The sequence below is a fragment of the Oribacterium sp. oral taxon 078 str. F0263 genome (assembly GCF_000469565.1).
In the GTDB taxonomy this organism is placed as follows: Bacteria; Bacillota; Clostridia; order Lachnospirales; family Lachnospiraceae; genus Oribacterium.
The window spans coordinates 1-23,823 of sequence record NZ_KI273078.1 but is presented as its reverse complement, the minus strand read 5'-3'; the positions used below and the strand labels follow the sequence as shown (position 1 = coordinate 23,823).

The window sequence follows — 23,823 nt, the reverse complement described above, 5'->3', positions numbered from 1 at the left end:
ATAAGCTTTTCACTTACGAACGTGTCGCACGGTTATCGTTGCCGTAACCTTCCAGCAGGTTGATTGCTCCCCAGATGCCAAGACCGGCGCCAAGGGCCACGACGAGTGTCTGCAGTACACCGACTGCGCTGTTGAAAAATGCCATAGATAGGCCTCCTTTGATGTTCCCCATGCGGGGTGGATTTGTTGCGCCTGCATCATTTCCCTCACGATCAGCCCCTCTTGTTCTTATTGCTGCCGCGTTCGGCTGTGGGCATTTATGAAAGCGATCGCAGACCACATAAGCGTTTTGCCTATGTAAGGGCAGCCCTTTCAGACTGCCGGAGGCCTATGCCTCCACCACATCAAAGACCTCATCCTTCTTCAGCTTCATGCGCCGGTTCAGGTACTTCTCGATGTCAAAGGTATACTTCTTATCAAAATCTGCCGTGTACTTGTAGTTCGGATGCTGCGTTAGATCATATTTGTCAGAAAGGAACGGCCGCACACCGCGAAGCTGCAGGATGCACTTGCTGCCATTCATGACAGCCAGTTCATCCCGGCTCATCAGCTCTTTGCCAAGCTTCTGGTAATTCGTACCATAACTTGGGCTGTTTCCACGAGTGTCAGATGTGTTGAAGGTGTCGATTGTTTCCTTTCCCAAGGCTTCCGTGAGTTCCTTCAGCGTTGTCGGCTCCGATCCGCCGAGGAAGATCTGCGCGTCGCAGTTGCCGATGATGGTGTCGGCATTGTCCTTGTAGATGGATTTGAGCTGGCTTCTTGCCTGCAGCACCAGGCAGGCGCTGATTTCACGGCTTCGGATGGTCGCGATCAGCTTTTCCAGGTTCGGGATTTGACCGATATTTGCCATCTCATCGATCAGGCACCGGACATGGACAGGAAGCCGGCCGCCGTAGATATCGTCCGCCTTTTCGCAGAGCAGATTGAAAAGCTGCGTATACGCCATGGAGATCAGGAAGTTAAAAGTGCTGTCCGTATCGGACATGATCAGAAACAGCGCCGTCTTCTTATCCCCGAGGGTATCCAGCTCCAGTTCATCATAGGCAGTCAGCTCTCGAAGCTCCTGAATATCAAAGACCGCAAGCCTTGCGCCACAGGAAATCAGGATGCTCTTGGCGGTCTTCCCTGTAGCCAGTTTGTATTTTTTATACTGCCGGACGGCGAAGTGTTTTGGATTCTTTTTCTCCAGCGCCTCAAACATGATATCCACCGGATTCTGGAACTCCTCATCATCCTCCCGAACCTCCATCGCGTTGATAAATTCAATCAGCGTAGCGAAGTTCTGTTCTTCAACAGGCGCCTCGTAGTGGATATAGCCGATCAGCGCACAGTAGAGCAGTGTCTCCGCCTTGGTCCAAAACTCGTCACCGGATTTGCCGTCGCCTTTGGTGTTGGCGATCAGAGTGGTGACGAGCTTCAGAATGTCCTTTTCGCTGTGGATATAGGCGAAGGGGTTATAGTGCATACTCTTCTTAAAGTTGATGGTGTTCAGGATCCGGATCTCATAGCCTTTCCGCCGAAGCGCCTCTCCGCATTCTATCACGATGGTACCCTTCGGATCGGTAACAACATACGACGAATGCATCTGAAGAAGGTTGGGCTTCAGCCAAAATCTCGTCTTGCCAGAGCCTGAGCCGCCCACGATCAGGACGTTCTTATTCCTGGCATTCGCCAGATTTTTTGGGCGGTTACTCATCATCAGCCGTTCCGTCTGGGTCAGGATCACGTTGTTCTCAAACTTCGGATCCATAAAGGGCTCGATATCGGCGTGGGTTCCCCAACGGGCAGAGCCGTATTCCTCGTTGTGCCGGAAATGCTTTGCGTTTTTGCCGCGGAGGTAAACTGCAAGCCGCAGCCCGCCTCCGCAAATGGTTCCCACCAGCAGATCCAGCGGATGAAAGCTCGGGAGGGGATTCCCGAAGGCCACCGCGATCATGCTGAAAAAGGAAACCAGATTCTTTCCGTAGTCAGTTCCTTCCGCAAGGCGCCAGGCCTCGCCCAGATTAGTGCAGACGAGGCCAAGGATGATATAGGGAAGGAGCTTGATCAGCGTTTTCTTCAGTTTTGTCGTATTCATCGATCCAGCTCCCTCTTTTTATCATGGTTGACGACCTTGCCGGGAAGCTCCGCCACCTTTGCGGCGATCGCCCGAAGCTGTTTCAGGACACTCGGCCGTTTCGATTTCTGCAGGGCTTTCGCGGAGTATTCGTTGAATGCTGCCGTCAGGGCATCGGCATCCTTTGCCTTGAAGAAAACCAGGTACTTCGGCGGGACGGTGGAGCGGTCCTGGCGGATCGCGTAGTCCACACCGTATTTCCTGGCGACGCCCTCAAAGCCCCGCAGGTCGGTTTTGGCGATGTCAATGCTGCTGACGCCCTGATTCTGACCGATCAGCTCCTGTACTGTCTGCTTCCCGGTCGGCTTCTCCCCGGATTTCTGTGCCGCCAGTTCCTTCCGGTGTCTCAGATACGCCTGTCCGGCGGAGATCACCGTCCGGATCGTCAGCTTCGTCGTGCTGATCGCAAGGTTCACTGTCCTGCTTTCCACTTCCTCCTGCAAATGTCATCGCCTCCTCCCGTTCTTCATACCGGCTGTTTGCAACTATCAGGCACATCGTCATGGCGCCGAACATGCCGCCAGCCACAACACTCGCTACGTATCCAGCCATTTTCATCGTGCCTCCTTTGCCTTCTTGTGGGGCTTCTTCTCAGGTGTATCGGTCTGCTTCTGCGCAGTACTGTGCTTCGCCGCTTTCTCCGCAGCCTTTGATTCCTGCAGCTTTACCACCTCATCCGGCATCGGCAGTGCCATGACGCCTTTCCCCATCTGTACAAAGATCTCCGGCTGGTGGAACTGCTGCTCAAAGGTATTTACCTGCTCCGGAGTCAGAGAACCGAAGCTTTCTTCGGTCAGACCCACAACCAGGAAGGGACCGGCGACCACATCGTAGATCTTGCCATCCTCATCGCGGAGAGCGCGGTTCAAATTCATGCCATTCAGCTTTCCTTCCTCGTTCATGATGATGCCGACATTTTCATCGAAGGGATAAGTGACTTCGATATAGCCGCCGACCGCTTTCTGGAGATCGTCAAGCTCTGTGCCGATCTCTACCTTTTCCGGATATTTTCCGGGCTCCACCAAAAGCGCGGTGATGGTTTCCTTTGCCGCCTCCGGGGCTTCTGTCTCATAAGCGACGGCCTGTTCCGCTACACGGGATTCATAAGTGACGGCCTTTTCAAAGATCCTCGCCTCACTGTCGTAGTGATAGACATTGTCCGAGAGGAAATCCGCTTCGCTGACTTCGGTCTGATTGACGCTTCGGACCATCTGTTCCAGGCTGTTGCGTTCGAATTCCCCGTTGTCCGGGAGAAACAGGCATTCATGGATGGAGGAGGGGAGGACAAAGAAGTTGCCGCCAAGCTTCTCCGCAGCCTGATCCATGAATTCCGGGATCTGCACGGCTGCGGCGCCGTTCACGCCGCCTTCGACGGTCGCTACCCACATGGGCGAATCCTGCATGTCCATCGAATCACCCATCAGATCCGCCATCATTTCCGCCATGTTTCTTAATGTCGGCGGGCAGTGTTCCATCTGAGACGCGACCGCGTCCTGATGCAGTTGCTCTGCCGTGATGCCGAAACTTTCCATCATCTGATTGGTCACGAGCGTCGTGGCATTGCGGTTCATGCTGTCGCTTACATCGATCCGATATACAACAGCGATATCCTCCACCGTCTTATGCGGGATCTGGGAGAGCTTCTCCGCGTTCGGCTCCACCGGAATCACCTGCATGACGAGATGGCTCTTGACATTCTCATAATCCCGGAACTGATCCACATTGACTGTCGGGATCTGGGAAACGGCCTTATCCAGGCCGGAGAGGAACTCGCTCATGATGGCTGTCAGACGCTTCGGATTCTCCTGATACTGCTCGAAAGCGCTGTTCAAGTTCATGGTCACAGCTGCGTTCTTTCCCTCTGGGCGGATAGAGAGGCCCACATAGGACTCTCCCTGCAGTTTATCGACGTGCTGGATGCTGATATCGGCTGTGGGATAGTTCGTTTTTGCCGCATCCTTTGCGACATCCAGGAATTCTTCGTAATTCATCGCCATAGGTCACTTCCTCCTTAGTCGAAGCAGAAGACGGAAATTTCGCCTTCGCGGGTTTTGATGGTTTTGGAATGCTCCTCAAAGTAGCGTGCAGCAGCTTCCGCCGCGCTTTAAGGGCTTTTTCTCCGGGATGGTGTAGTAGAGATCCTCCGTGCCGGGGATGGGCTTCGTTTCATAGGTGCCCGTCTGACCATCGGCCAGATCTCCGATTTCCTCCACCAGCTCGTCCAGGGTTATGATAGTGTTGTCGCCGTCCGGACGGGCCACCAGCACCATGGTGCCGTATGCGGATCCGCAGTCACCGCCGTAGGGACAGAGGTCACAATCGTCCTCCTCTTCCCTGCCGAAATAGGCATCTTCCAGATATTTGACCTTCAGAATCGCCTTCCCAAGCTGTTGAACCGCTCCCATGATCAGCAGAAATGCTTCATTCAGGTCTTCCGAAGGGTCCTTCTCATCGTCCGTATCCGTATCGATCTCAATCTCAATCTCGGGAATCGGCGCGTCTTTCCGCTGGCTCTGCATCATCTGCTCGAAAGTTTTCAGGTCATTGGTAAGGGTTCTAATGTTCTTGTTCTTTTCCATAGGTTTTTTCTCCTTTGAGTGATTGGATTGATTTTGAGGTTGAAAAAAAGAGGAACAGCCACTATAATAGCTTTAAATAATACGAATAAAAGCCGAAAGCGGCGATTTATAATACGAATAATTGCCGAAACTGGATCCTGATACATGATAAAGGAGCATCTGCATGGAACGCGAAGCAATGAAATCCCTTCTTGCATGGAAGGAACGAAAGCACAGGAAACCGCTGTTGATCACTGGCTGCAGGCAATGTGGAAAAACATGGCTTATGACCGAATTCGGCAGGAGGCATTTCGAAAAAACGCTTTTGTTTAATTTTGAGAAGGAACCTGCACTGGCTGATATTTTCAGATATGATCTGGATCCGGGAAGAATTCTCCGGGAACTGGGCATGTACCGGGAAGGGAAGGCCATTGATCCGGAAAATACCCTGATTATTTTTGACGAAATACAGCAGTGTGCCGAAGCGGTCACATCCATCAAATACTTCGAAGAAAGCGGCCTGAATCTGTATCTGCTTTGCGCCGGGTCCCTTTTGGGCGTCGAGCTGAAGCGAAAGAAGGTATCCTTCCCCGTCGGGAAAGATGAACAGCTGAAACTGTATCCCATGAATTTTTCCGAATTTACCGAAGCTCTGGGCGGCGGGAAGTACCTGACAATGCTTCGTGAGTACGACCCGTTTCGCGAAGTTCCCGCATATGTTGCAGAGCCCATGCTGCGGTACCTGAAGCTTTACTATATTGTTGGAGGAATGCCTGAGGCTGTCCGCACCTATATCGAAACAGAAGACATTACAGAGGTCGATCGGGTGCTTGATCGGATTATTCAGGATATCCGGAACGATTTCGCACACCATGCCGAACCCAGAGACATCCTTCGGATTGGCTGGATCTGGGATTCCGTCCCGAAACAGCTGGCGAAGGACAACAATAAGTTTGTCTTTTCTCATGTGAAAGCCGGGACGCGCGCCAGAGATCTGGAAGATGCACTTCAGTGGCTGGTGGACGCCGGTCTGGTCTATCGTCTTGAAAAGGTGTCTGTCCCGCAAATACCGCTTTCTGCCTGCTCTGACGCGACCTTTTTCAAGGTGTATTCCGCAGACCTCGGACTCCTCCGGCGGAATGCGGGTGTCGGTTACCGGACGGTCCTTACCGAGCCGGAGGGTTACGTGATATTTAAAGGGGCATTTACCGAAAATTTCTGCATGACGGAACTGACCTCGCTGGGCATCAGACCTTATTTTTGGAGAAATGACAATAGCGCCGAAGTGGATTTCCTGTTTGAGGATGACCTGAACCGGATTATGCCGCTGGAGGCAAAATCCGCAGAGAATACAAAGGCGAAAAGCTTTGCATCTTATTGCAGGCAATATAAACCGGCAGTGGGATTTAAGGTCTCAACGAAAAATATGGGTGACAATCAAAAAGACGCCACCCATGAGATAAGCCTGCCTCTGTATCTTCTTTGGAAATTACCCGTATACATAGAGTAATGACATTACCGTTCCTGGTCGCGCTGACGATTCTTCTGCCACTGCTCCAGGAGCTTAATGATGGTGTCCTGCATCTGTCTGGGAGAGTAGGACTTCGGGAAGTACTTCCGGAGCTGTTCGCTCTTAAAGGCTACACGTTCCAGGTCTCCCTTTTTGACTTCTCCCAGGATATCCCGCATCGCTTCTAACGTGCAGCTGCCTTCCTGGCTGAGTTTTTTCAGCCGCTGTGCCTGGGAGAGGGAAGGCGCTGCCTGTGTGAAGTCCATCGCTTCGATCACATGCTGCTGTTCCTCCGCTTTCAGATAGGAGAGTTCAACAGCGGGATTGAAAGAAATCTGCTTCTGGTCCACCATGTCCAGGAGCTCCGGGATCAGGTTGGTGAGGCGGATATAGCGCTTTACTTGTGTCATGCTATCGTTTGTGGTTTTTCCTATTTCAGCGTTCGTCAACTTTGGACCAACTTGGCCCGAAGTTAAATCCGTCCTTTCCCCCTGGTGTTTCATGGCTTCCAGCTTCATCTTGTACGCAAAAGCGCGTTCGCTGGGCAGGATACTTTCCCTCTGCAGGTTGGAGTCGACCATCAACACGGTCGCAGCATCATCATCCATATCCCTGACGATGACCGGCACAGTGTCGAGTCCGGCCTGTTCAGCAGCGTAAGCTCTGCGGTGTCCTGAAATAATTTCATAACCTCCTTCTTCGCGCGGCCTTGCGATGAGTGGCGAAAGTACGCCGTACAGAGCGATGCTTTCTGTAGTCCGAAGCATCGCCCCATCATTCACTACCCGAAACGGATGATCCTCAAATGGCACTAATTCGCTGATGGGAATCTGGCGGACTGTTTCTACGGCCCCCGGATCCGGCATTTGAGCTGTATTTTTCTGTGGTTCTTCACTCAATCGGTTATCACCTCCTTCAGGTTCCGTATAAATCATGATTTACCTTGGCTCGATAGTACGAATCAATCGTCGTGGGGGCGTTGTAGAGCGTCGCCAGCAAATACTGTTTCACGTTCCGTACATCTGTCGTGTTCTCGTGCAGACACTGCAGAACATACTGGATATGGGAAGAGCTGAGCTTCATGAACCGGCTTTTTACGACATCCCTGGACTTATCATCACTGGCGATGCGGATATATTCCCGGCGGGAACAGCAGACATCCACCATGAGATCCAGAATGCCTTCCAGCGTCTCCCGGTCATAAGGATAATCCTGAAGAAGGACGTCGTATTCCAATGCGTCCCGGAAATAGTCTTCGTACATCCGATGCTCTGACATCCCATCTGCTTCCTTTCGCGGATAGATAGGATTCTCAGTATAACTTTTATCAGTCTTATTATTATCAGTATTACTTCCATGTGATTTTGACACTTCCAGAGATGTTATCTGGACATTTCCAGAAGTGTCATTTTGACATTTCCAGAGATGTCGCTGACCGGTATTATCCACCGTTCGTATGAAGTTCTTCACGTAGATCAGATTGGGCTTTCCAAGTCCCTGACGTTTCCGCTCGATCAGACCGATTTTATCTTCCAGTTCCGTGAGGAGCTGGATGGCCTTCTTGTTGCCGCAGCCAAGCTTCGACATGATTTCCTCGATGGTACAGATAATAAATATCCTGTCTTGCTCATCCCGCCAGCCGTTTTTCATTGATACGGATACCCGATCCAGAAGGAAGCCATACAGGATCTTAGCTTCCGCAGACATAGAACGGTAAGCTTCATTTTCAAAGAAGAGCTTCGGCACTCGGATAAAAGAGAATTGCTCTCCTTCCGGTCCATAAAAGTAGTCATACACGCATATCACCACCTCCGGTTATGATTCTTTCGGAGCGAAGCGGCCTTCGCCGGTATACGGCGGCGGCTTTCTTTCCATAAGGACACTCAGCATACAGGCATTTCCGGTAGCGAAATCCCGGCTGGAAGAAGGGGCAGATCCGGCAGGGAGGAGGCGTTCTGTTGCGATCCACCTGCGGAGGCGTTTCCATCAGATTCTTCAGCTTGCGGAAGGTAAGCGACTGTTCTTCTCCCGCATTGATGGTCATGTTACGCATTGGCGGGCACTCCTTTCTGGCCGAGCACTTTCTTCATGCAGAAGCTGACGCATGGCCCATAGCAGCAGCCTTCGCAGGGGTTGTTCTTCTTTGGCGGCATCGCCAGGTAATAGCAGTTTTCTTCACCGAGTACACAGCCGGCCTTGCGATTCTTCCAAAAGTAACACTGGCTGCAGGTTGCAGGGCGCTCCCTGTAGTAGCGAATGCCCTCGATCATAATTGTGCTGTTCATCTGAAATCCTCCACTTCTTTGTTTGATACTTTCAGGCAATAAAAAACACAGCGAGGGGATTTCCACAGGAGAAATCATTCGCTGTGTTATGTAAGGATTTCTGCTCACAAGGGGCAAAGGATGAATTTTCGAGTGCACGCCCCTGTGAGCAAATGCTCACATTTTGCTCACAGAGACCCTCCGACAGCTAACAGAATTGGAGAAACTTACACGCCTCCGGAAGAACTCGAACCTGTAAAACCATGAGGATTTATGCGGCTTTCAGGCACTTCGAGGAACTCAGAGGCACTTTCATCCGCGGAGCTCCTAAGCGGTAGGTCGGAGGTTCAAATCCTCTCGTGGACGCCAGAATGTACCGCGGAAGCCGTTGGCAGTCAGAAAAAACGACTTCCGCTTTTTTATTCCAAGAGATCTGACGGGCCCTGAAAACGAGAGCTTTCATCTAAGCGGAGGCCTTCTGCTTAGCGGCTTTTCTAATCAAGGAGGCCTTTTTTCTAAGCGAACGATTTTCGCTATCCTTTCCCGCGGCATGCAGTTGGGTCGAAACAACAAGTGGGTTATTTTCGGTTCATTTTCTCCCGTATCCGGGCCGCAACATCGGTAACGTTTTTTGGTTTGAGTGATCCTCATTAATAGACAAGGCATATTTTCCGTACCCTGATTATTGGATACTGCTCAAAAAGAACGTGGTACTCGGCTGTTGTTACTTACGGGCTCTGCCCGGACCCGCCCCTCGTCGGGGGGCAGGAAAGCAGCATCTTGTTGCTTTCGGCCAATAGGGTAATCCGTGTCATTCCGCCAAGGGCTGCCCGTACGCTGACACGTCCAGCGTACTGTCTCCCCTTGACTCCATTTCCGCTCCCAGCTCTGCAGCAGTCTTGCTCGGAACGGGCGGGGCAGGTTTGTTCGGGATATCCAACGGATATACCCCTGTCAGGCAGAACTGGCAGAACTCGTTTGGCGCAAGCTTTGCCAGCTCCCACTGATACCTGTGATTGTTGTAATAGTCCATGTATTCGTCAACAACAGTTTTTACCTCGATATCCTCCGTACAGACTGCGAGCTTCTCGCCGATGTGATCCTTCCTGTGACCGTGAAAGCTTTCCTGTGGAGCATTATCCCAGCAGTTGCCCCGGCGGGACATGGACTGGCGGAGCTTCTTACCATCAAGCACGATTTCATCGAGAACTTAGGGCGGTTTTATCCCAACTTCTCGGCGAAAGGGCGCTTTTTCACGCCAATTACAAGGATGTGACGGTACATGGCAGACAATTTAGGCCTGACGTCAGCGATCCATTTCCTTTTTGCGTACCTTTTGCGCAGTAAGCTCATAGCTCATATCCAATAGCATCTTGATTTTGTCCTCCGATACGGTGCCATCAAGCACTGCTGTGATCCAGCTGGTTTTGCTCATGTGGTACGCAGGAAAGAAGCCAGGCTCCTCCCGGAGCGAGCCGATAAGGATGGGATCACATTTGAAGTTCACCACATCCAGCAACTCATTGCCCTGCAAACCGATCTTGTTCCTCGGAATATCCATAATGAGCGCAAACCATTTCTTATTGTTCGCATGGCGAAACACTGTAAAATTGGGATGTTTTGCCCACGGATAGTCTTGATCGGCAGTGTAGGTTTCAAGAATATAGTTCGTTAATTCCTCTCGATTCATAATGCATCACCCCTCAGGCTCTCAGCCAACTCATGTCTTCAGCTTTAGTACGCAGAACTAAGCAGGAAGTCCGTTTCCGGAAGGGGAGTAGCTGTCCGCTATGTGAGTTTACCTGATATTATATTTTCGCCTTTCATAGCAAGCACTAAAAGCAGGTCGCATTTCTTCTATCTGCCTGCGATTGAGCCCATAACCAGAAGCTGTTTTCTCCCAGTTTTCTCTGACGGTTTCCAGGATACCTTTTGCATAATCTTTCGCATCAGTTTCAGAAATCCCGAATCGGACCGCGGTGGAGATGGCAAGTTCGACGCTGATGCTGTTATCTTCCTCGTCGACATTTAAGGATAGTTCATCGCCGTAGGGAACCGGATTTACATCATAAAGAGGCGATAGTATCCAGCCCTGTTCTGTAAGAATGAACGCATGATTTCGCAGATGATCATCTGTGTTGGTAACAGCCATATTAAAAACAATTCGTTTCCAAAGCTCATGCAGATCCTGTTTGGGCTGAGCACCATAGGACTTAATGAAGGCTGCCATATCCAGATAGCTTGTTCCATCCGCTGCAGATGCACTATCTGTTTTGCCGAGCAGTGTCATGGCAGAAGCAAAGTGCACCCTCTTATTCAAAATACGATCAAATCGTTTTATCAGGTACGTGCTCCCGAGATTGGAAAATTTCTCGAGCTTAGCCTCCAGAACATTTAACCCACAGAGACCTGCCAGATCGTGTGCCACCATTTCCCATGCACCGGTATCATTTTCATCATTTCTGGACGGAAATTTTGCAATCCATAGCTGGTCCTTTGTGTCTACTACCGTTGCCTTAGGTCTTGCACCTCCAAGAGAGGAGCCGGGCTTAATCAATTGGTTCAGCCATTTTTCGTTCAAACCGCTTTCGTCACTTTCGAAATTTCTGGAAGCTTCCTCTAATATGCGAAGCGTCGCCCAGGGAGGAGCAGCTGTTTCTTTATCATCGGAAAGAAATGGTCCATCCGGATTTGTTTTAAATCGAATGCCGCCCATTCGTGTTTCGTCATATACGCCCAGCAAATAGTCGCTGTCGTACAGCTTAGATGGTTTGCAGCCTTCCTTTTCGGCCAGAATTCTTTCACATTTATTCATAAGAACGCGCCCCCAGCGATCAGGAGATGCATCCGCAAACAAACCAAAGATATTTTTCCCGGAGGGGTACTGTCTGCCGGAATATGGCATGAGTTCCGGATCCAATGTGAATTTAAGTGAAGTTTTCTTAAGCCACTCCTTATCGTACTCAAAGGAGTAGGATTCCCCGCCTTTGATGATATTCACATACAGAGTTCCCATTAGGATCGGACTCCCTGTGCTGAAATCATCGTAGACAAAGATGATTTTCTGATTGGATGCCATTAGTCACTCCTCCTTGGCGCCCGTTTTCTCGTGATCAGATTCAGATCCTGAAGCTGTCTGCCCATTTCATCATCCTTTGCAACAAGCAGAAGATCTTTATCAAGATTGTTAAGCGCATGCAAAACCGCTGCATAGATTCCCATAGCTACAGATGGATCACCTTTTTCAACCTTCCACAAGGAAGCACGGCTGATTCCTGCACGTTCTGCCACCAGCTCCGCTGACAGGCTACGTCTAAGTCTGGCAAGCTTAATCTGCTCGCCCATGGTCTTCAGTATTTCCTCGGTTCCCGGAAGTATATTATATGCAGCCTTTTTCATTTCATTCGCCTCCACAATAGTGTTTATTATTATAAACATAAATGCAAATTTTGTCAATGATAGAGAATGTTATATAATCATTCTCTCGCCGCGATAACTTGAGAAACACGCATTGCGAGTTTCTCAAGTTATCGCGGCGTCTACGTTCCACTTCGGTCGGTGCTGGGCAAGCGCCACTGGCGCTTAGCACCGCCAAGATCTCGAGCAAACTCAGACTTTGGTTCATTGCTCGCGTAAATAATAGCGGGCAGTTGTTTCCTTAAATGGAATCAGCTGTCCGCTATGTAATTGTTGTCGATAGAAAAATATATTGCATTTTGATAGCGTTAATGCTATCATTTATTTAAATTGAATACTTTTATCCGGAAAGAATACACTAATGTATAACATCGAATTTTACGAAGATTCCAATGGGAACTCAGAACTTTGGAATTTCCTTGAGTCTCTTCGAATCAAAGCAGCTACAAACAAAGACGCTCGCATTCAATACAAGCAGATCAGTTTGTATATCCAGCTTCTCGAAGATAATGGCACACGACTTAATGAAAATATTACTAAACATCTTGACGATGACATCTGGGAACTACGCCCAGGCAACAACCGTGTTTTATACTTTTATTTCAAAAACGATACTTTTGTGCTTTTGCATCAATTTCGTAAGAAAACGCAAAAAACTCCAAAACGCGAAATTGAACGAGCAAAAGCTGAACGAGATGACTATCTTGCCCGAAAGGAGGCTGAATAATTATGAAAACCTGGAACGACTATAAGGAGCATGTAAGAAGTGTTGACCCTGAAATCGGAAAAGATATCGACGAAGTTGAAAATATCTCATCCATCGTAAGCGCCATGATTGAGCAACGTACCGCCCTTGGACTTAGCCAGAGAGAGCTTGCTGCTATGTGTGGCATTCCACAGTCATCAGTAGCGCGTATCGAATCCTGTAAAACAACTCCGAATCTCGGAACCCTGCTTAATATTTTCCAACACCTTGGATTACAACTTACGGTAAGTCCTATGAAACCGATGCTTTAAAACAAAGAGGACAAAGGATGTAGCTTTCGAAATCGTATGTGCGTATACCTACGCAAAATAGCGGGCAGTTGTTTCCTTAAATGGAATCAGCTGTCCGCTATGTAATATTTGATGATATTGAATTGTTACAGCGACTTTGCCAGTGTCTTCAACAGCACTGCCAGCTCCGGCTTCTGCAGAGGCTTTAAGAGCATTTCCGCATCAGTCTGCGTCGTTTCGGTCTGCTCCGCATCGGCCTGGTCCTGCGGAACGTCTTCTTTGGCCTCCGCCTTTGCCGGATCCTTTCCGGCGCCGGAATAGAAGGCATTTTCAAAAAGCTGTGCGTTGTTTCGTCTGTCATCATCCAGAATATGCGAATACTGATCCGTAACCATCTGTGCCTGCGCATGACCGGAATCGCCCTGGACAGATTTGATGTCACCGCCGTTCAGCTTCAGCTTATAGGTGATGCTGGAATGACGAAGGCTGTGAAAAACAACTTTCGGAAGATCATTCTTCTCGATGAGCTCCGCAAAGAGTGCTGTGATTCTGGACTGTTCTGTCGGCATGCCCAAACCATTGGCCATGACCAGATCAAAATCCATGTACTCACTGCCAAGCGTCTCTTTCGTAGGCTCCTGATCTTTTTTCCACTCCACCAGCATCTCGGCAACTGTCTTCGGAAGGAAGATCTTTCGTGTACTCGTAGCGGTTTTGGGCTTCTTTAATACAAGAACAGTCTTGTTGCTTTCCCTAAGCTCCGGAAACACACGGAGGACATCCTTCTTTTCCAGCGTTTTCATAGCGTTCTTGTTTACACGTTGCAATTCCTTATTCACATAGATAAATGCTTTTCCGGCAGCAATGCTTTCCGGAGAAATGTCTATGCAGTCCCAGGTCAGGCCCAGAAGCTCACCGATTCGAAGTGAGCAGGCGAAAGCCAAGTTAATGGCCAGCTTCAGGCGCTCATCCTCACATACCTCAATGGCGTGGAAGAGAGTAGGAGCATCCCAGATATCACGCTTTTTCGTTTTCGCTTTCGGAACCGTCGCGTACATAGCTGGGTTCTTCTCCATGAGCTCCCATTTCACAGCCTGGTGAAATGCACTGCGAAGAACGTTATGTATTTTTCTTACAGTCGGTGGTGCAACATAAGTCACACTCTTTAAACTTTTCTCCGGGGATCTGTCGCAGAGCTTTCTGTACTTGCTCTGACTGACATACCAGTGTTCAAAGCTTTCTTTTGTCACTCGGCGTCGGTCACCGACAACCGGTGACAAGCAAGGCTTCAAGGTTTCCGCGATCCAGAAGAAGACGAAGAATGTACTGGACACGCTCGGTGTCGACTTATTACGTAAAATTTGATGTTACAGTATGAAAACATGATAGTTTCTTGATAATTGTCCCGTATCCTGTGGCTGTAAACAAAAAGCTATAGTTTGCAAGAAAGGAACGGTTCATACGATGAGAGACAATATTCTTGAAACAAGAGAATTGACAAAGAACTTCTCCGGGCAGCTTGCCGTGAACGGTGTTTCGCTGGAAATCAAGAGGAATACCATTTATGGTCTGCTCGGTCCGAATGGTGCGGGTAAATCCACCACTCTGAAGCTGATCCTGGGGCTACTCCGTCCCACAAAAGGGGAAATCCTCTTTGACGGTGAGCCCTGGAAGCGGGAACATCTTGCGAAGATCGGCTCACTGATTGAGGAGCCTGCATTATATGGAAACCTGACAGCCGAGGAAAACCTGCTTGTTCACACAAAGCTGTTGGGCGTCCCGAAAGATAAAATCTACGAGGTTTTGGAAACCGTCGATCTGAAGGACACCGGCGGCAAACGTGTCTCCCAATTCTCACACGGCATGAAGGAACGGCTTGGGATCGCCATTGCCCTGCTGAATGATCCCTCTCTGCTGATACTGGACGAGCCGACCAACGGGCTTGATCCGGTAGGCATCCAGGAACTGCGTGAACTGATTGCCACCTTCCCGAAAAAAGGAATGACAGTGATCTTTTCCAGCCACATTCTTTCCGAGGTGGAGCAGGTCGTGGATGAGATCGGTATCATCAATAAAGGGCAGCTGATGTTCCAGGGGACACCAAACCGGGACGAGGATCTGGAGGCGTTCTTCATGGAGGTGATCAAAGGAGGCGCGCGCAGATGAATGGGTTACGGTCTGAACTGTTGAAATATAGAAGAACCTTCACAAAGAAACTTGTGATCCTGCTTCCCCTGTTCTTTGTCCTTCAGGCGATGCCCGGCATCTGGCTCATGCCGAAGGATGTTGTGCGAGGCTGGGAACACGTGAATACGATGGTGTTCAATATCTGGACGGTCGTATTCCTGCCTCTTGGCATTGCCTTATTCGCATATCTGATCGATATGCAGGAAAGGAAGGCCGGCAATTATCGCAGCTTACGCGCACATGCGTATTCCCCCGGACAGATTTGGGTCAACAAAGTGACTGCTATGGTAATATTTACTTTCATCGCAACGCTGATCCTCTTTGTAGCGACGATCTGTTCCGGATTGATCACGATCACCGATGGGAAATGGGATATTCCGTGGAAAACGATCTTTACCGCAGATTTCCTTGCGTGGCTCTCGTGCCTTGCGATCATCCCGATCCAGCTATGGGCTGCGACGTGGAAAGGCATGTTTGCCAGCATGGGGGTAGGCTTTGCCGGACTGATCGCAGGTATGTTCGTCGTTAAAAAATCATGGTGGTTTATACTTCCGTGGAGTTGGGGGACGCGCATGATGTGTCCTGTCCTGCAATTAGATCCAAATGGTGTCATGTTGGAGGCGGGCGATCCGCTCTTGGATGCATCTGTCCTGCCTGTCGGGATCATCCTTTCCGTTGTCGGCTTTTTCGTAGTGACCGGCCTCACCGCATTGTGGTTTCAAAGGAGGGAGTTGAAATGATTTCAGTATTGTCATCTGAATGGACCAAAACAAAGCGGACGGCGATCCGTTGGCTGACCTTTCTGGTTCCTGTCCTGTTTTCTTTGGCAGGAGTAGTATATATATCCATGCGAAGCGACCTGGAAGAAATCTATGTGTTTCAGGGATATTTCATCGCTTGGGCTGCACTCGTTGTTCCTCTGGCTATCAGCATTCTTGCGGCTTTCATCGTGCAGGAAGAAGAACTGGCCGGTAACTTCACAGGGTATCTCAGCACAAGCATTCCCCGAAGATCCCTGTACGCCGGAAAGTTTTGGACGCTGTTTCTCTGCAATACAGTCAGCACCGTCATTGCCCTGATCGTCTTTTGCGTTGGGATGAGTATCGCTTCACCGGGAACCGTGAACGGATGGGGCATGTTCATCTTTGCAATGATCCTTGAGCTTTTTGGGACGCTGCCGCTTCTGGCGCTTCATTTGTGGCTGAGTTTTACCTGGGGGACGGGAGCGTCGATCGGCATCGGCATGGGCGGCCTTGTGACGGCTGCCGTCATTGGAACAACCGTACTTGGTGATAAGGTCTGGATGTTCATCCCGTGGGCATGGCCGTTCCGTCTGGCAAAGCTGCCGGGGGCCTATCTGGGGTTTACTGCGGGAATGAATATGCCTCCGGCGGAAATCTCATCGGGCGCTGTTTTGCAGCAGCTTATCATTGGCACGGCTGCCGTCCTGATCTGCCTGATCGCCTGTTATGTCGGCGGTGTCATCTGGTTTAACAAATGGGAAGGGAGAAAGCATTATGAATAAGAAAATTTTCGGATATGCTGCGGTTTTTACACTTTGCTGCACCCTGCTTTTAAGCGGCTGTGCCGCTTGGAACCTGCAGACAAAGCAGAGCGACCCAAACGCGGAAGCTCTGCCCGTGATCGAAACGATCCCGTGGGCGGCACATCAAACGGCTTCCTATGTGATCTACAACAGCAAAGGCAATGAATACGGTACTGCCGAAATCGAAATTACTGTAGATACTGCCGCGCAGACCTATAATATTCAGAAAACAAAGAGCTATGAGGACGAAACGGTGATCGAGAGCGGCGTCACGATAGCGATGGACACGCTCATGCCTCTTTCCTCCTATTACAACAAAGTGGCCCCTTATGAAAAATTTGAGGTGAGTACGAAGTATTCAGACCGCTGGGAGGTGGAAACAACCGGGGCGAAATCTTCAAGTCAGACGGTTTCCCTGCCAGATGCCTATTACGATAACGAGTCTCTCATGGTCATTTTGGGCACCGTCTCCTATGAGGACGGGAAAACCTACAAGCTGAACGACACCGTTCCCCTGACTGCCAGCATCTCCATGCTGAAGATCAAATACGAGGGAACGGAGACAATCTCGGTCCCCTATGGTGAGGCAGAGTGCTTCAAAGTGTCCTTTGGCGAAACAACGCTATGGTTTTCTACAGACACTCGCATTCTGTATCAATACCAGGATGGCGGATCAGGCGGGATCGTGTTCAAACTGACCGATTATACAGCCAGCTGACGTTCGCAGACTTGACTTGTGCAGATGATCCGGCGTAACCTTTTGTCAATCGCATGATAAAGGAGTTGATCGTAAATGAGTAAAATCCTGATTATTGACGATGAAAAAGAGCTGGTCGCGCTCCTTGTGGACGAGCTTGAGGCGCGGAGTCATCAGGTTTTGACAGCCTACAACGGAGTGGACGGCGTGGCGCTTGCAAAAGAGCAGCCGGAGCTCATTGTCCTTGATATTATGATGCCGGAGATGGACGGATTTGAGGTCTGCCGGAAAATCCGTGACGAGGTGCTGTGTCCTATTCTGTTCCTGAGCGCAAAGCAGGCGGAAAGTGATAAAATCCGCGCCTTGACGCTCGGCGGGGACGATTATATCTCCAAGCCTTTCGGGCTCAGGGAGCTTCTGGCAAGGATCGACGCGAACCTCCGGAGGGAACAGCGGTCACAATACATTAACGCGGAAAAGAAGCGCACAAAGCTGTACTTCAATGAACTCGGCATTGACCTGCTGGAGCACAGCGTAAAAATCGGCGGGGAAGCTGTTCCCCTGTCCAAAAGGGAATATGACATCGTTGAGCTTCTGGCGCTCCATGTCGGTCAGGTCTTTTCGAGAGAACATATCTACGAAAGAGCATGGGGATACGACTCTGAAGGAGACTCTTACACCGTTGTGGAGCATATCCGAAAGATACGGAAGAAGTTTGCTTTAGCTTCCCCTGATGCGGAGTATATTTCCACAGTATGGGGCATCGGCTACAAATGGAACCGCATATAGGAGGTGGCGAACGCATGAAAAAACAATCTCTTGTCGGCGGCTTCCGTATGACGGTTACATGGATCGCTGTTGCTTCCATCGTGGCCACACTGATTACATGGTCCCTTGCCGCCGCCCTGTATTTGATGGAACAGAACAGGGGCATTTACCCGGCAAACTATTATGAACTGCAGATTCCGTCCATCGATCAGTATGTGCGGAGTGAAAACACAAGGTTACTGTCCCAGGAAAATGAGATGGGGCTGAAGAATTCCATCGAAGGTGACGGCATTTCCTATCAGGTCGTTGACAGTAGCGCAGCCGTCCTCTATGGGACAAATACCGACCCGATCTTCTCCTCGGAAGCAGACCTCATCAACCATCTGAACATCACAGAGGTCTATTCGGATAAGAATACATACCTGCATGTGATCCCGCTTACGGGCGAGGACGGGAAAATGGAGGGTGCCGTCGCCCTTGTTTATGAGGTGAAAATATCCGCTTCAGGCAGCGGCGGACGATGGGTATTGGGCGTGATTGCCGTCGCCCTGTTTTCACCTGTATTATATATCATCCTGTTTACAATGTTGTTTTCCAAGCAGTTCATTAAGCGGATCAATCGGCCTTTGCAGCTTTTAATGGAAGCGGCAAGGAAGATAAAGGACAAAGATCTGGATTTCGAAATCAACTATTATTCAGAAAACGAATTGGGGAAACTCTGTACTGCTTTTTCCGAGATGCAGGAGGAATTAAAAACTTCCCTTTCCACTCAGTGGGAAATGGAACGGGAGCGTGTGGAGATGGTTGAGGCATTGGCGCATGACTTAAAGACCCCGATTTCCATTGTTCTGGCTTACACAGAATCCTTGCTGGATAGTAAAAACATGAATCCGGAAAGATCACAGCGGTATTTGTCTGTCATTGAGGAAAACGCCCAAAAATGCAGTAACCTCGTTCAGCAAATACAGACCGCTTCCGAGTCCGAGCAGGCTGGAAAAGAATTAGAACTCACAAAGGTGGACTTGTATGCTTTCCTTTCTCAGAAAGTAAAGCATTACAAATTACAGGCGAAAGAAAAAGCCGTTTCCATCGAGTTATGTGATGATGCCAGCATACATGCCGCATACTCCCTTGATACGGACAAACTGGATCGAATCTTTGATAATCTCGTATCCAACAGTCTGCGCTATACGCCTGCAAATGGGGAAATCCTGATCTCCGCTTTTGTAGATCAGAGGACCATCACCTATCGAGTATGTGATACGGGGTGCGGATTCAGCAAAAAAGACTTAGAACGCGCAACGGAACGATTTTACAGGGGTGATGAAGCCCGGCAAATCGGCGAAGGTCACTCTGGCCTGGGGCTGTATACGGTAAAACAGTTGGTACACCAGCTTGGCGGGAGTGTTGAGCTTTCAAACGGAAAGGATGGTGGAGCATGCGTACAATTCAGTCAGCAAATCTTTTGAGTGGGAACGAACTGTATTTGTCATGAAAGGGTCAAAGTGGATACTTTGCCCTACCTGCGGCGGAAAAACCAGGATATTGTCAATAATAGTTGGCAGGTATCCTCAAAAGGTCTCAAAGACTATGCAGCCTTATTCAGAGCATCGTAGTACTGCTGTCGCTTGACTGCTGGTGGATAACCTCCATTGGATGAACATATCCTGCGGTTATTCCAATAGCTGATGAAATACCTCCAGATAAGGGCTTTGACTTCATTGACGCTCATTTTCTCTGTATCATACCTGTCATAGAGGAGCTCAGACTTCATCCTGCCCCACATTGCTTCACAGCGCGCATTGTCATGGCAACGGCCACCATCACTGTTCATGCTTTGCTTGATTCTATGTTTGCTGATGGCTTTACGATAAGCCTCACTGGTGTACTGTGTCCCCCTATCACTATGAATGACTGCACCTTTCAATTCCGGATAAGCAAGCATCGCATTATCCAATGTCTGGACACAAAGAGGCGCTTTCATGTTGGTATCCATTGCCAATCCGAGTACAGTGAGATCATAGCAGTCAAATATGGCTGAAGTATAGAGTTTGCCATCCAGGCACTTTACCTCGGTAATGTCAGTTACAGCCTTGATCAAAGGTTTGTCGGACTTGAAGTCACGCCTTAAGAGATCATCGGATTTGCGTGCTTTCTTATCCGCCTTGGTGATGCCGTTCGGCTTCCTGCGCGGATGATGGCTGAGTCCGATCTGCTCCATAACTCTGTAAACCGTACGTTCATTTGGGATATGCACTCCGGCAGGTTTCTTCAGTTTTAATGCCTGATACATGTGTATGCGGCCATAGGTATCGTTGCATTTATCCTCGGAGTTGATTGCCCGCATCTCCTCTGCGAGAGCTTTATATTTCCAGGGCTTGTTCCTGTTTATGAGAGACTTTCTGAAGCCCTCACGGCTTATGCCGAGCATCTTGCAGAAAAAGGAAATTTCTCCCTTGATCCGGCCGTCATCCGTTTTTATGACAATGAACTTCATTCTGAGGTTTTTGTTGACTTCAGACGGCTCACTGCGAAAAAGCGCTTGCTTCTTCCAGGAATTCATTCTCTTTCTTAAGACGCTTGATTTCCTTATCCTGATCCTTTAGCTGCTTGCGCAGCTGGATTAGTTCCTCATTGAGGGTCATCGTACTTTGAGGAGTATGTGCGCCTCCTATTTCTTGAGCAAGCTTCACGACCTGAACCTTATATTCATGGTCGTATTGACGTTGCTGTGCCATTTGTAGCACCTCCTTAGCCTTCTTGATTATATATGAAATCTTTGAGGATAAGGTGTCAACTTTATTTATACAACATCATTCCGCTATCTCAAAAAGCAGGGCTTGGATTTGAATGTCAATCTGGATTCCCTGCAAGCGGAATATAGCAAGCTGCAAACGACCTACGCAGAGCTTGCCGGACAGCTTGCCACCGCCAAGGAGGAATTGCAGCCGATAAAAGATATTCGCTATTGAGTCGGCAAAGTCCTCACGCCGGAGCAGTCCGAGGCCCTGAAAAAGCCCGAACCGAAGCACTCCGTTACGGAAAAGATGAAGTTTCTGCAAGAACAGAGCAGCAATCAGCAGGAGCAGAAAACCTCGCAACAGAAAAAACAGAATATGGAGCTGTAAGGCACTTGCCGTTTTCGACTTTGAAGATAGCAGGTGCTTTTTCATTTCCTGCGGAAAGAAAAATGCACCCGGCATTTGTACCGAGTGCATTTTCTTACTTTCCAAATAAATCGCTGTGCGTTCCTGTTCGGGATAATGTCAAGACGAGCAAACCATTCTCAATCCGATAGACCAATAGCCAATCCGGCTGAATGTGGCACTCACGATGCCCGACCCAGTTTCCGGTTAAAGCGTGGTCTTTATTCTTTTCTGGAAGCTGTTCGCTGCTTGCCAGTTTGCGAATGATGTTGTCCAGAAGGTCAATATCAAGATGACGTTTCATCGCCAGCTTGTAGTCCTTCTTAAATTGATTTGTCCAAACAATGTCTAAATGTTTACTCATTCTTTCAACGCCCTCAATGCTTCCTCTACATCAGAGTAGCGTTTTACAGACGGATCACGGGCAATGCGTTCTGCTTCCAGCATTGCTACCATCGTTTCCTTGTTCGGCTGCTCCATGCGAACATCAAAAGGAAAACCGCCGACACGGAGCGACTGGCGAAGAAACACATTGATAGCGGTAGTAAGGTTGATACCTAATTCACCATACATTGCTTCGCACTGTTTCTTAATGTCGCTGTCCATACGGACACTGAAATTAGTTGTGGTAGCCATGAATGTCAACTCCTTTCCTTGCTATTGCACTTATACTATATGTGATTTGCATTGCACAGTCAATCTATTAGACGAAAAATTCACAGAAAAGTCAATAATTATTTTTTGGAGGGCTGAGTTGAAAATCTAAGTTCCAGTTTGGAAAAGTAAATCCCTGCTTGGCGAGGTGTTTGCAAAATTAAATTCCGTATATCGGAGAAGGAGGTCAAAAACCAGAACTTACAATTCCAAACTGGAAATAACGTTTCCAAAGCGAAACTTACTAAGCCAAACAGGTTGCAATACCAGCAAAAAGCTTGTAGAATGGCGGCAGATCAACCTTTTCCGCTGAAAAAAGCGTACTTTAACCGGAGGTCGGATTTAGCGTTTGCTTTTCGCAAAAGTAAATTCCACCCCATGGGAAGCGATATGGACGTGCCGGATAGCGCGAGCAAATGTTACTTTTTCAGCAGCAGAGGCGTGAGGTTGATCTCATCCGAGGGGATCAGGGTTATTCCTAACTTCCTTAAGATTTCCTCACCATGAAGGAAGCTGAACAGCTGGTTGGCGGACCGGTTGCCCAGCTTTTTCCTTTTGTAGGAATTGATGTGGCTCATCATCAGGGAGATATCATCCTGGGTAAACGCATCAAAACTTGTCTTCTTCGGCAGGACACGCCGGATCATTTCGTGCGTGACCTCGATACCGCCCTTCTGATTGGAGCGTTGCGGGTCGCAGTAGAACACCCTTGTCCTCCGCCTGCCATTGGCATCGAACTCGATGGACAGGGGGGCTGTAAACTCGCTTCCCCGGTCAGTGAGGATCACAGGGAGCAGATCGACAAAGATATCGTGCCCCAGGCAGGTATAAAGCTCATTGAAGATATCCGTGACGGACTTGGCGGTATTGTGGTCCCGGATGAAGGCAAGCATGAGGGAGCAGTTCCGGAAGTAAATCGTAAGAAGTATCTTGCCGCCCTTGCGTCCTTCCACGGAGTCCATCTCAATAACCGGAATGTCAGGGGTTGCGGCGGTGAACTCCAAAAAATCCTCATAGGTTCTTCCGGCATGGCACTGCTTGTCCACCCTGACAGCTTTTTCTTCTTCCGAACCCGGAACCGTACCTTCCTCGGAAGATCAATGTTCCCGGCGGTGAGGAGCCCGGCATCGATGTAGTTGTAGATCGTCTTTTCATCAAGCATGATCTCAGCCCCATGGTCGATGCAAATATGATGAACGGAATGCCCCTGTTTCACCAGCGGTGAGAGGATAGCGTCAATCCTGTCCAGTTCCTCCCGGGAGACAGCAAAACCCTGACGGCTTTCGCTGCGGAGGGATTCATACTCTTTCTGAGCATACTTGGCATCGTAGAGATGGCGCTGGAGCTTGCAGCCATGCCTCTCCGTGCAGCCGTTGCAGACATAGGGAGGCTTCAGAATCCTGAGGCAATGCTGCTCCACATAGTCCGGACAATGCTGGTAGCAGGGGATATCGCATGATTTGCAACTCTTGCTGTACCGCTGATTGCAAGGCCTGCATATGTCCTTGCTGTGAGTGCATTCCCTACGGAGGGCACAGGGGTTGTATGAATCCTTCTCCACAATAGTAAGATGGCTCCTGACCTCCTTGGAGATTGTGGAGGGGTCCTTGCCCACAATCAGCCCAATTTCCTTGAAGGAAAGATGTTCCGCAAGGGACTTTTGTATCGTTAATCGTTCGTCATAGGTCAGATGTGCGTTTTTAGACATAATGAACAGCTCCTTTCTTCGTACTGGGCTGCGCCATCCGACCTCTGCTGCGAATCTGATTATACACTCCAAGGGGCTCTGCCCCTTGAACCCCGGGGTTTATCTTTCCAAAGGAGCATTAAAAAAGAGCAATGCCATAGACACTGCTCCTTTGGAATCCGGTATGCCACTCGGGTCGCTCCTCAGCGTTGCCCTATCCCGCATACCGGCAAAGTAACTGTATGATGCTGTATAAATAAAGTTGACATCTTATTCT

Annotated in this window: 25 protein-coding genes and 3 pseudogenes; 9 read left to right on the top strand and 19 right to left on the bottom strand. The window is 49.3% G+C overall.

Annotated elements, in window-relative coordinates; genetic code table 11:
* Positions 1-16: 16 nt before the first annotated feature.
* From HMPREF1986_RS12740 to HMPREF1986_RS00760, 5 genes and pseudogenes are all read right to left on the bottom strand, one after another.
* Positions 17-145, bottom strand: a pseudogene (locus HMPREF1986_RS12740) (Maff2 family mobile element protein); the annotation flags it as partial.
* A 183-nt stretch (positions 146-328) separates the two neighbouring features.
* The gene (locus HMPREF1986_RS00780) at positions 329-2,077 is read right to left on the bottom strand and encodes a VirD4-like conjugal transfer protein, CD1115 family (protein WP_021772802.1); all 1,749 of its coding nucleotides are present in this window, start codon (positions 2,075-2,077) and stop codon (positions 329-331) included.
* Positions 2,074-2,559, bottom strand: coding sequence for a PcfB family protein (locus HMPREF1986_RS00775; RefSeq protein WP_021772801.1), 486 nt, complete (start codon positions 2,557-2,559; stop codon positions 2,074-2,076). Before HMPREF1986_RS00775 ends, HMPREF1986_RS00780 begins: the two co-directional genes overlap by 4 nt.
* Positions 2,560-2,670: 111 nt before the next feature.
* Positions 2,671-4,113, bottom strand: coding sequence for a DUF5688 family protein (locus tag HMPREF1986_RS13455; protein WP_021772800.1), 1,443 nt, complete (start codon positions 4,111-4,113; stop codon positions 2,671-2,673).
* A gap of 75 nt (positions 4,114-4,188) precedes the next feature.
* Positions 4,189-4,695 (bottom strand): hypothetical protein, encoded by a 507-nt coding sequence (locus HMPREF1986_RS00760; protein WP_021772799.1) that lies wholly within the window; start codon positions 4,693-4,695, stop codon positions 4,189-4,191.
* A 163-nt stretch (positions 4,696-4,858) separates the two neighbouring features.
* Between HMPREF1986_RS00760 and HMPREF1986_RS00755 the strand changes: the two genes are divergently transcribed.
* Positions 4,859-6,184: an ATP-binding protein gene (locus tag HMPREF1986_RS00755; RefSeq protein WP_021772798.1), complete on the top strand. Its 1,326-nt coding sequence runs from the start codon at positions 4,859-4,861 to the stop codon at positions 6,182-6,184.
* A gap of 5 nt (positions 6,185-6,189) precedes the next feature.
* Here the strand turns inward: HMPREF1986_RS00755 and HMPREF1986_RS00750 are convergent, their stop codons facing one another.
* The 7 genes and pseudogenes from HMPREF1986_RS00750 to HMPREF1986_RS00715 all read right to left on the bottom strand — a co-directional run bounded on the left by HMPREF1986_RS00750 (position 6,190) and on the right by HMPREF1986_RS00715 (position 11,847).
* Complete coding sequence (locus HMPREF1986_RS00750; RefSeq protein WP_081688402.1) at positions 6,190-7,050, bottom strand: ParB/RepB/Spo0J family partition protein; 861 nt, start codon at positions 7,048-7,050, stop codon at positions 6,190-6,192.
* A 49-nt stretch (positions 7,051-7,099) separates the two neighbouring features.
* A complete protein-coding gene (locus tag HMPREF1986_RS00745; protein ID WP_036598637.1) occupies positions 7,100-7,981 on the bottom strand; it encodes a DUF6017 domain-containing protein in 882 nt (293 codons plus the stop codon).
* 248 nt (positions 7,982-8,229) lie between these two features.
* Positions 8,230-8,469 (bottom strand): hypothetical protein, encoded by a 240-nt coding sequence (locus tag HMPREF1986_RS00735; RefSeq protein ID WP_036598633.1) that lies wholly within the window; start codon positions 8,467-8,469, stop codon positions 8,230-8,232.
* 949 nt (positions 8,470-9,418) lie between these two features.
* Positions 9,419-9,628 (bottom strand): annotated as a pseudogene (locus tag HMPREF1986_RS13450) (IS3 family transposase); the annotation flags it as partial.
* Positions 9,629-9,754: 126 nt separating this feature from the next.
* A complete protein-coding gene (locus HMPREF1986_RS00725) occupies positions 9,755-10,138 on the bottom strand; it encodes an MmcQ/YjbR family DNA-binding protein (RefSeq protein WP_021772792.1) in 384 nt (127 codons plus the stop codon).
* A gap of 108 nt (positions 10,139-10,246) precedes the next feature.
* The gene (locus tag HMPREF1986_RS00720; protein WP_021772791.1) at positions 10,247-11,527 is read right to left on the bottom strand and encodes a type II toxin-antitoxin system HipA family toxin; all 1,281 of its coding nucleotides are present in this window, start codon (positions 11,525-11,527) and stop codon (positions 10,247-10,249) included.
* The gene (locus HMPREF1986_RS00715; protein WP_036598629.1) at positions 11,527-11,847 is read right to left on the bottom strand and encodes a helix-turn-helix domain-containing protein; all 321 of its coding nucleotides are present in this window, start codon (positions 11,845-11,847) and stop codon (positions 11,527-11,529) included. Before HMPREF1986_RS00715 ends, HMPREF1986_RS00720 begins: the two co-directional genes overlap by 1 nt.
* A gap of 379 nt (positions 11,848-12,226) precedes the next feature.
* Between HMPREF1986_RS00715 and HMPREF1986_RS00710 the strand changes: the two genes are divergently transcribed.
* On the top strand, positions 12,227-12,592 hold the full coding sequence (locus HMPREF1986_RS00710) for a type II toxin-antitoxin system RelE/ParE family toxin (protein ID WP_021772789.1): 366 nt from the start codon (positions 12,227-12,229) through the stop codon (positions 12,590-12,592).
* Positions 12,593-12,594: 2 nt separating this feature from the next.
* Complete coding sequence (locus HMPREF1986_RS00705; protein ID WP_021772788.1) at positions 12,595-12,882, top strand: helix-turn-helix domain-containing protein; 288 nt, start codon at positions 12,595-12,597, stop codon at positions 12,880-12,882.
* Between the two features lie 125 nt (positions 12,883-13,007).
* On the opposite strand, the gene HMPREF1986_RS00700 is transcribed toward HMPREF1986_RS00705, so the two are convergent.
* Positions 13,008-13,937: a site-specific integrase gene (locus HMPREF1986_RS00700; RefSeq protein WP_021772787.1), complete on the bottom strand. Its 930-nt coding sequence runs from the start codon at positions 13,935-13,937 to the stop codon at positions 13,008-13,010.
* A 388-nt stretch (positions 13,938-14,325) separates the two neighbouring features.
* On the opposite strand from HMPREF1986_RS00700, the gene HMPREF1986_RS00695 reads away from it, so the two are divergent.
* From HMPREF1986_RS00695 to HMPREF1986_RS00670, 6 genes are all read left to right on the top strand, one after another.
* Positions 14,326-15,027 (top strand): lantibiotic protection ABC transporter ATP-binding protein, encoded by a 702-nt coding sequence (locus tag HMPREF1986_RS00695; RefSeq protein WP_021772786.1) that lies wholly within the window; start codon positions 14,326-14,328, stop codon positions 15,025-15,027.
* Entirely contained in the window at positions 15,024-15,788 is a 765-nt protein-coding gene (locus HMPREF1986_RS00690; protein ID WP_009213995.1) for a lantibiotic immunity ABC transporter MutE/EpiE family permease subunit, read from the top strand. The genes HMPREF1986_RS00695 and HMPREF1986_RS00690 overlap by 4 nt, the downstream gene beginning before the upstream one ends.
* On the top strand, positions 15,785-16,573 hold the full coding sequence (locus HMPREF1986_RS00685) for a lantibiotic immunity ABC transporter MutG family permease subunit (RefSeq protein ID WP_021772785.1): 789 nt from the start codon (positions 15,785-15,787) through the stop codon (positions 16,571-16,573). The genes HMPREF1986_RS00690 and HMPREF1986_RS00685 overlap by 4 nt, the downstream gene beginning before the upstream one ends.
* Complete coding sequence (locus HMPREF1986_RS00680; RefSeq protein WP_021772784.1) at positions 16,566-17,312, top strand: DUF3108 domain-containing protein; 747 nt, start codon at positions 16,566-16,568, stop codon at positions 17,310-17,312. Before HMPREF1986_RS00685 ends, HMPREF1986_RS00680 begins: the two co-directional genes overlap by 8 nt.
* 75 nt (positions 17,313-17,387) lie before the next feature.
* The gene (locus HMPREF1986_RS00675; protein WP_021772783.1) at positions 17,388-18,080 is read left to right on the top strand and encodes a response regulator transcription factor; all 693 of its coding nucleotides are present in this window, start codon (positions 17,388-17,390) and stop codon (positions 18,078-18,080) included.
* 14 nt (positions 18,081-18,094) lie between these two features.
* Positions 18,095-19,528 carry a sensor histidine kinase gene (locus HMPREF1986_RS00670; RefSeq protein WP_242837338.1) on the top strand — a complete coding sequence of 478 codons (1,434 nt, stop codon included), beginning with the start codon at positions 18,095-18,097 and terminating at the stop codon, positions 19,526-19,528.
* Positions 19,529-19,647: 119 nt separating this feature from the next.
* On the opposite strand, the gene HMPREF1986_RS00665 is transcribed toward HMPREF1986_RS00670, so the two are convergent.
* From HMPREF1986_RS00665 to HMPREF1986_RS13820, 6 genes and pseudogenes are all read right to left on the bottom strand, one after another.
* A complete protein-coding gene (locus tag HMPREF1986_RS00665) occupies positions 19,648-20,556 on the bottom strand; it encodes an IS3 family transposase (RefSeq protein ID WP_021772781.1) in 909 nt (302 codons plus the stop codon).
* A 28-nt stretch (positions 20,557-20,584) separates the two neighbouring features.
* Complete coding sequence (locus HMPREF1986_RS00660; protein WP_021772780.1) at positions 20,585-20,797, bottom strand: hypothetical protein; 213 nt, start codon at positions 20,795-20,797, stop codon at positions 20,585-20,587.
* Positions 20,798-20,872: 75 nt separating this feature from the next.
* Positions 20,873-21,292 (bottom strand): hypothetical protein, encoded by a 420-nt coding sequence (locus tag HMPREF1986_RS00655; protein ID WP_155978741.1) that lies wholly within the window; start codon positions 21,290-21,292, stop codon positions 20,873-20,875.
* On the bottom strand, positions 21,282-21,569 hold the full coding sequence (locus HMPREF1986_RS00650; RefSeq protein ID WP_021772778.1) for a type II toxin-antitoxin system YafQ family toxin: 288 nt from the start codon (positions 21,567-21,569) through the stop codon (positions 21,282-21,284). Before HMPREF1986_RS00650 ends, HMPREF1986_RS00655 begins: the two co-directional genes overlap by 11 nt.
* Positions 21,566-21,841, bottom strand: a complete 276-nt coding sequence (locus HMPREF1986_RS00645) for a type II toxin-antitoxin system RelB/DinJ family antitoxin (protein ID WP_036598623.1) — start codon at positions 21,839-21,841, stop codon at positions 21,566-21,568. Before HMPREF1986_RS00645 ends, HMPREF1986_RS00650 begins: the two co-directional genes overlap by 4 nt.
* 437 nt (positions 21,842-22,278) lie before the next feature.
* Positions 22,279-23,567: pseudogene (locus tag HMPREF1986_RS13820) on the bottom strand (IS30 family transposase).
* Between the last annotated feature and the right edge of the window lie 256 nt (positions 23,568-23,823).

What these genes read in the sequence shown, in the direction of transcription:
- HMPREF1986_RS00780 (WP_021772802.1), bottom strand. Translation starts at nt 2,077, where the DNA reads ATGAATACGACAAAACTGAAGAAAACGCTGATCAAGCTCCTTCCCTAT.
- HMPREF1986_RS13455 (WP_021772800.1), bottom strand. Translation starts at nt 4,113, where the DNA reads ATGGCGATGAATTACGAAGAATTCCTGGATGTCGCAAAGGATGCGGCA.
- HMPREF1986_RS00760 (WP_021772799.1), bottom strand. Translation starts at nt 4,695, where the DNA reads ATGGAAAAGAACAAGAACATTAGAACCCTTACCAATGACCTGAAAACT.
- HMPREF1986_RS00755 (WP_021772798.1), top strand. Translation starts at nt 4,859, where the DNA reads ATGGAACGCGAAGCAATGAAATCCCTTCTTGCATGGAAGGAACGAAAG.
- HMPREF1986_RS00750 (WP_081688402.1), bottom strand. Translation starts at nt 7,050, where the DNA reads ATGCCGGATCCGGGGGCCGTAGAAACAGTCCGCCAGATTCCCATCAGC.
- HMPREF1986_RS00735 (WP_036598633.1), bottom strand. Translation starts at nt 8,469, where the DNA reads ATGAACAGCACAATTATGATCGAGGGCATTCGCTACTACAGGGAGCGC.
- HMPREF1986_RS00725 (WP_021772792.1), bottom strand. Translation starts at nt 10,138, where the DNA reads ATGAATCGAGAGGAATTAACGAACTATATTCTTGAAACCTACACTGCC.
- HMPREF1986_RS00720 (WP_021772791.1), bottom strand. Translation starts at nt 11,527, where the DNA reads ATGGCATCCAATCAGAAAATCATCTTTGTCTACGATGATTTCAGCACA.
- HMPREF1986_RS00715 (WP_036598629.1), bottom strand. Translation starts at nt 11,847, where the DNA reads ATGAAAAAGGCTGCATATAATATACTTCCGGGAACCGAGGAAATACTG.
- HMPREF1986_RS00710 (WP_021772789.1), top strand. Translation starts at nt 12,227, where the DNA reads ATGTATAACATCGAATTTTACGAAGATTCCAATGGGAACTCAGAACTT.
- HMPREF1986_RS00705 (WP_021772788.1), top strand. Translation starts at nt 12,595, where the DNA reads ATGAAAACCTGGAACGACTATAAGGAGCATGTAAGAAGTGTTGACCCT.
- HMPREF1986_RS00700 (WP_021772787.1), bottom strand. Translation starts at nt 13,937, where the DNA reads ATGGAGAAGAACCCAGCTATGTACGCGACGGTTCCGAAAGCGAAAACG.
- HMPREF1986_RS00695 (WP_021772786.1), top strand. Translation starts at nt 14,326, where the DNA reads ATGAGAGACAATATTCTTGAAACAAGAGAATTGACAAAGAACTTCTCC.
- HMPREF1986_RS00690 (WP_009213995.1), top strand. Translation starts at nt 15,024, where the DNA reads ATGAATGGGTTACGGTCTGAACTGTTGAAATATAGAAGAACCTTCACA.
- HMPREF1986_RS00685 (WP_021772785.1), top strand. Translation starts at nt 15,785, where the DNA reads ATGATTTCAGTATTGTCATCTGAATGGACCAAAACAAAGCGGACGGCG.
- HMPREF1986_RS00680 (WP_021772784.1), top strand. Translation starts at nt 16,566, where the DNA reads ATGAATAAGAAAATTTTCGGATATGCTGCGGTTTTTACACTTTGCTGC.
- HMPREF1986_RS00675 (WP_021772783.1), top strand. Translation starts at nt 17,388, where the DNA reads ATGAGTAAAATCCTGATTATTGACGATGAAAAAGAGCTGGTCGCGCTC.
- HMPREF1986_RS00670 (WP_242837338.1), top strand. Translation starts at nt 18,095, where the DNA reads ATGAAAAAACAATCTCTTGTCGGCGGCTTCCGTATGACGGTTACATGG.
- HMPREF1986_RS00665 (WP_021772781.1), bottom strand. Translation starts at nt 20,556, where the DNA reads ATGAAGTTCATTGTCATAAAAACGGATGACGGCCGGATCAAGGGAGAA.
- HMPREF1986_RS00660 (WP_021772780.1), bottom strand. Translation starts at nt 20,797, where the DNA reads ATGGCACAGCAACGTCAATACGACCATGAATATAAGGTTCAGGTCGTG.
- HMPREF1986_RS00650 (WP_021772778.1), bottom strand. Translation starts at nt 21,569, where the DNA reads ATGAGTAAACATTTAGACATTGTTTGGACAAATCAATTTAAGAAGGAC.
- HMPREF1986_RS00645 (WP_036598623.1), bottom strand. Translation starts at nt 21,841, where the DNA reads ATGGCTACCACAACTAATTTCAGTGTCCGTATGGACAGCGACATTAAG.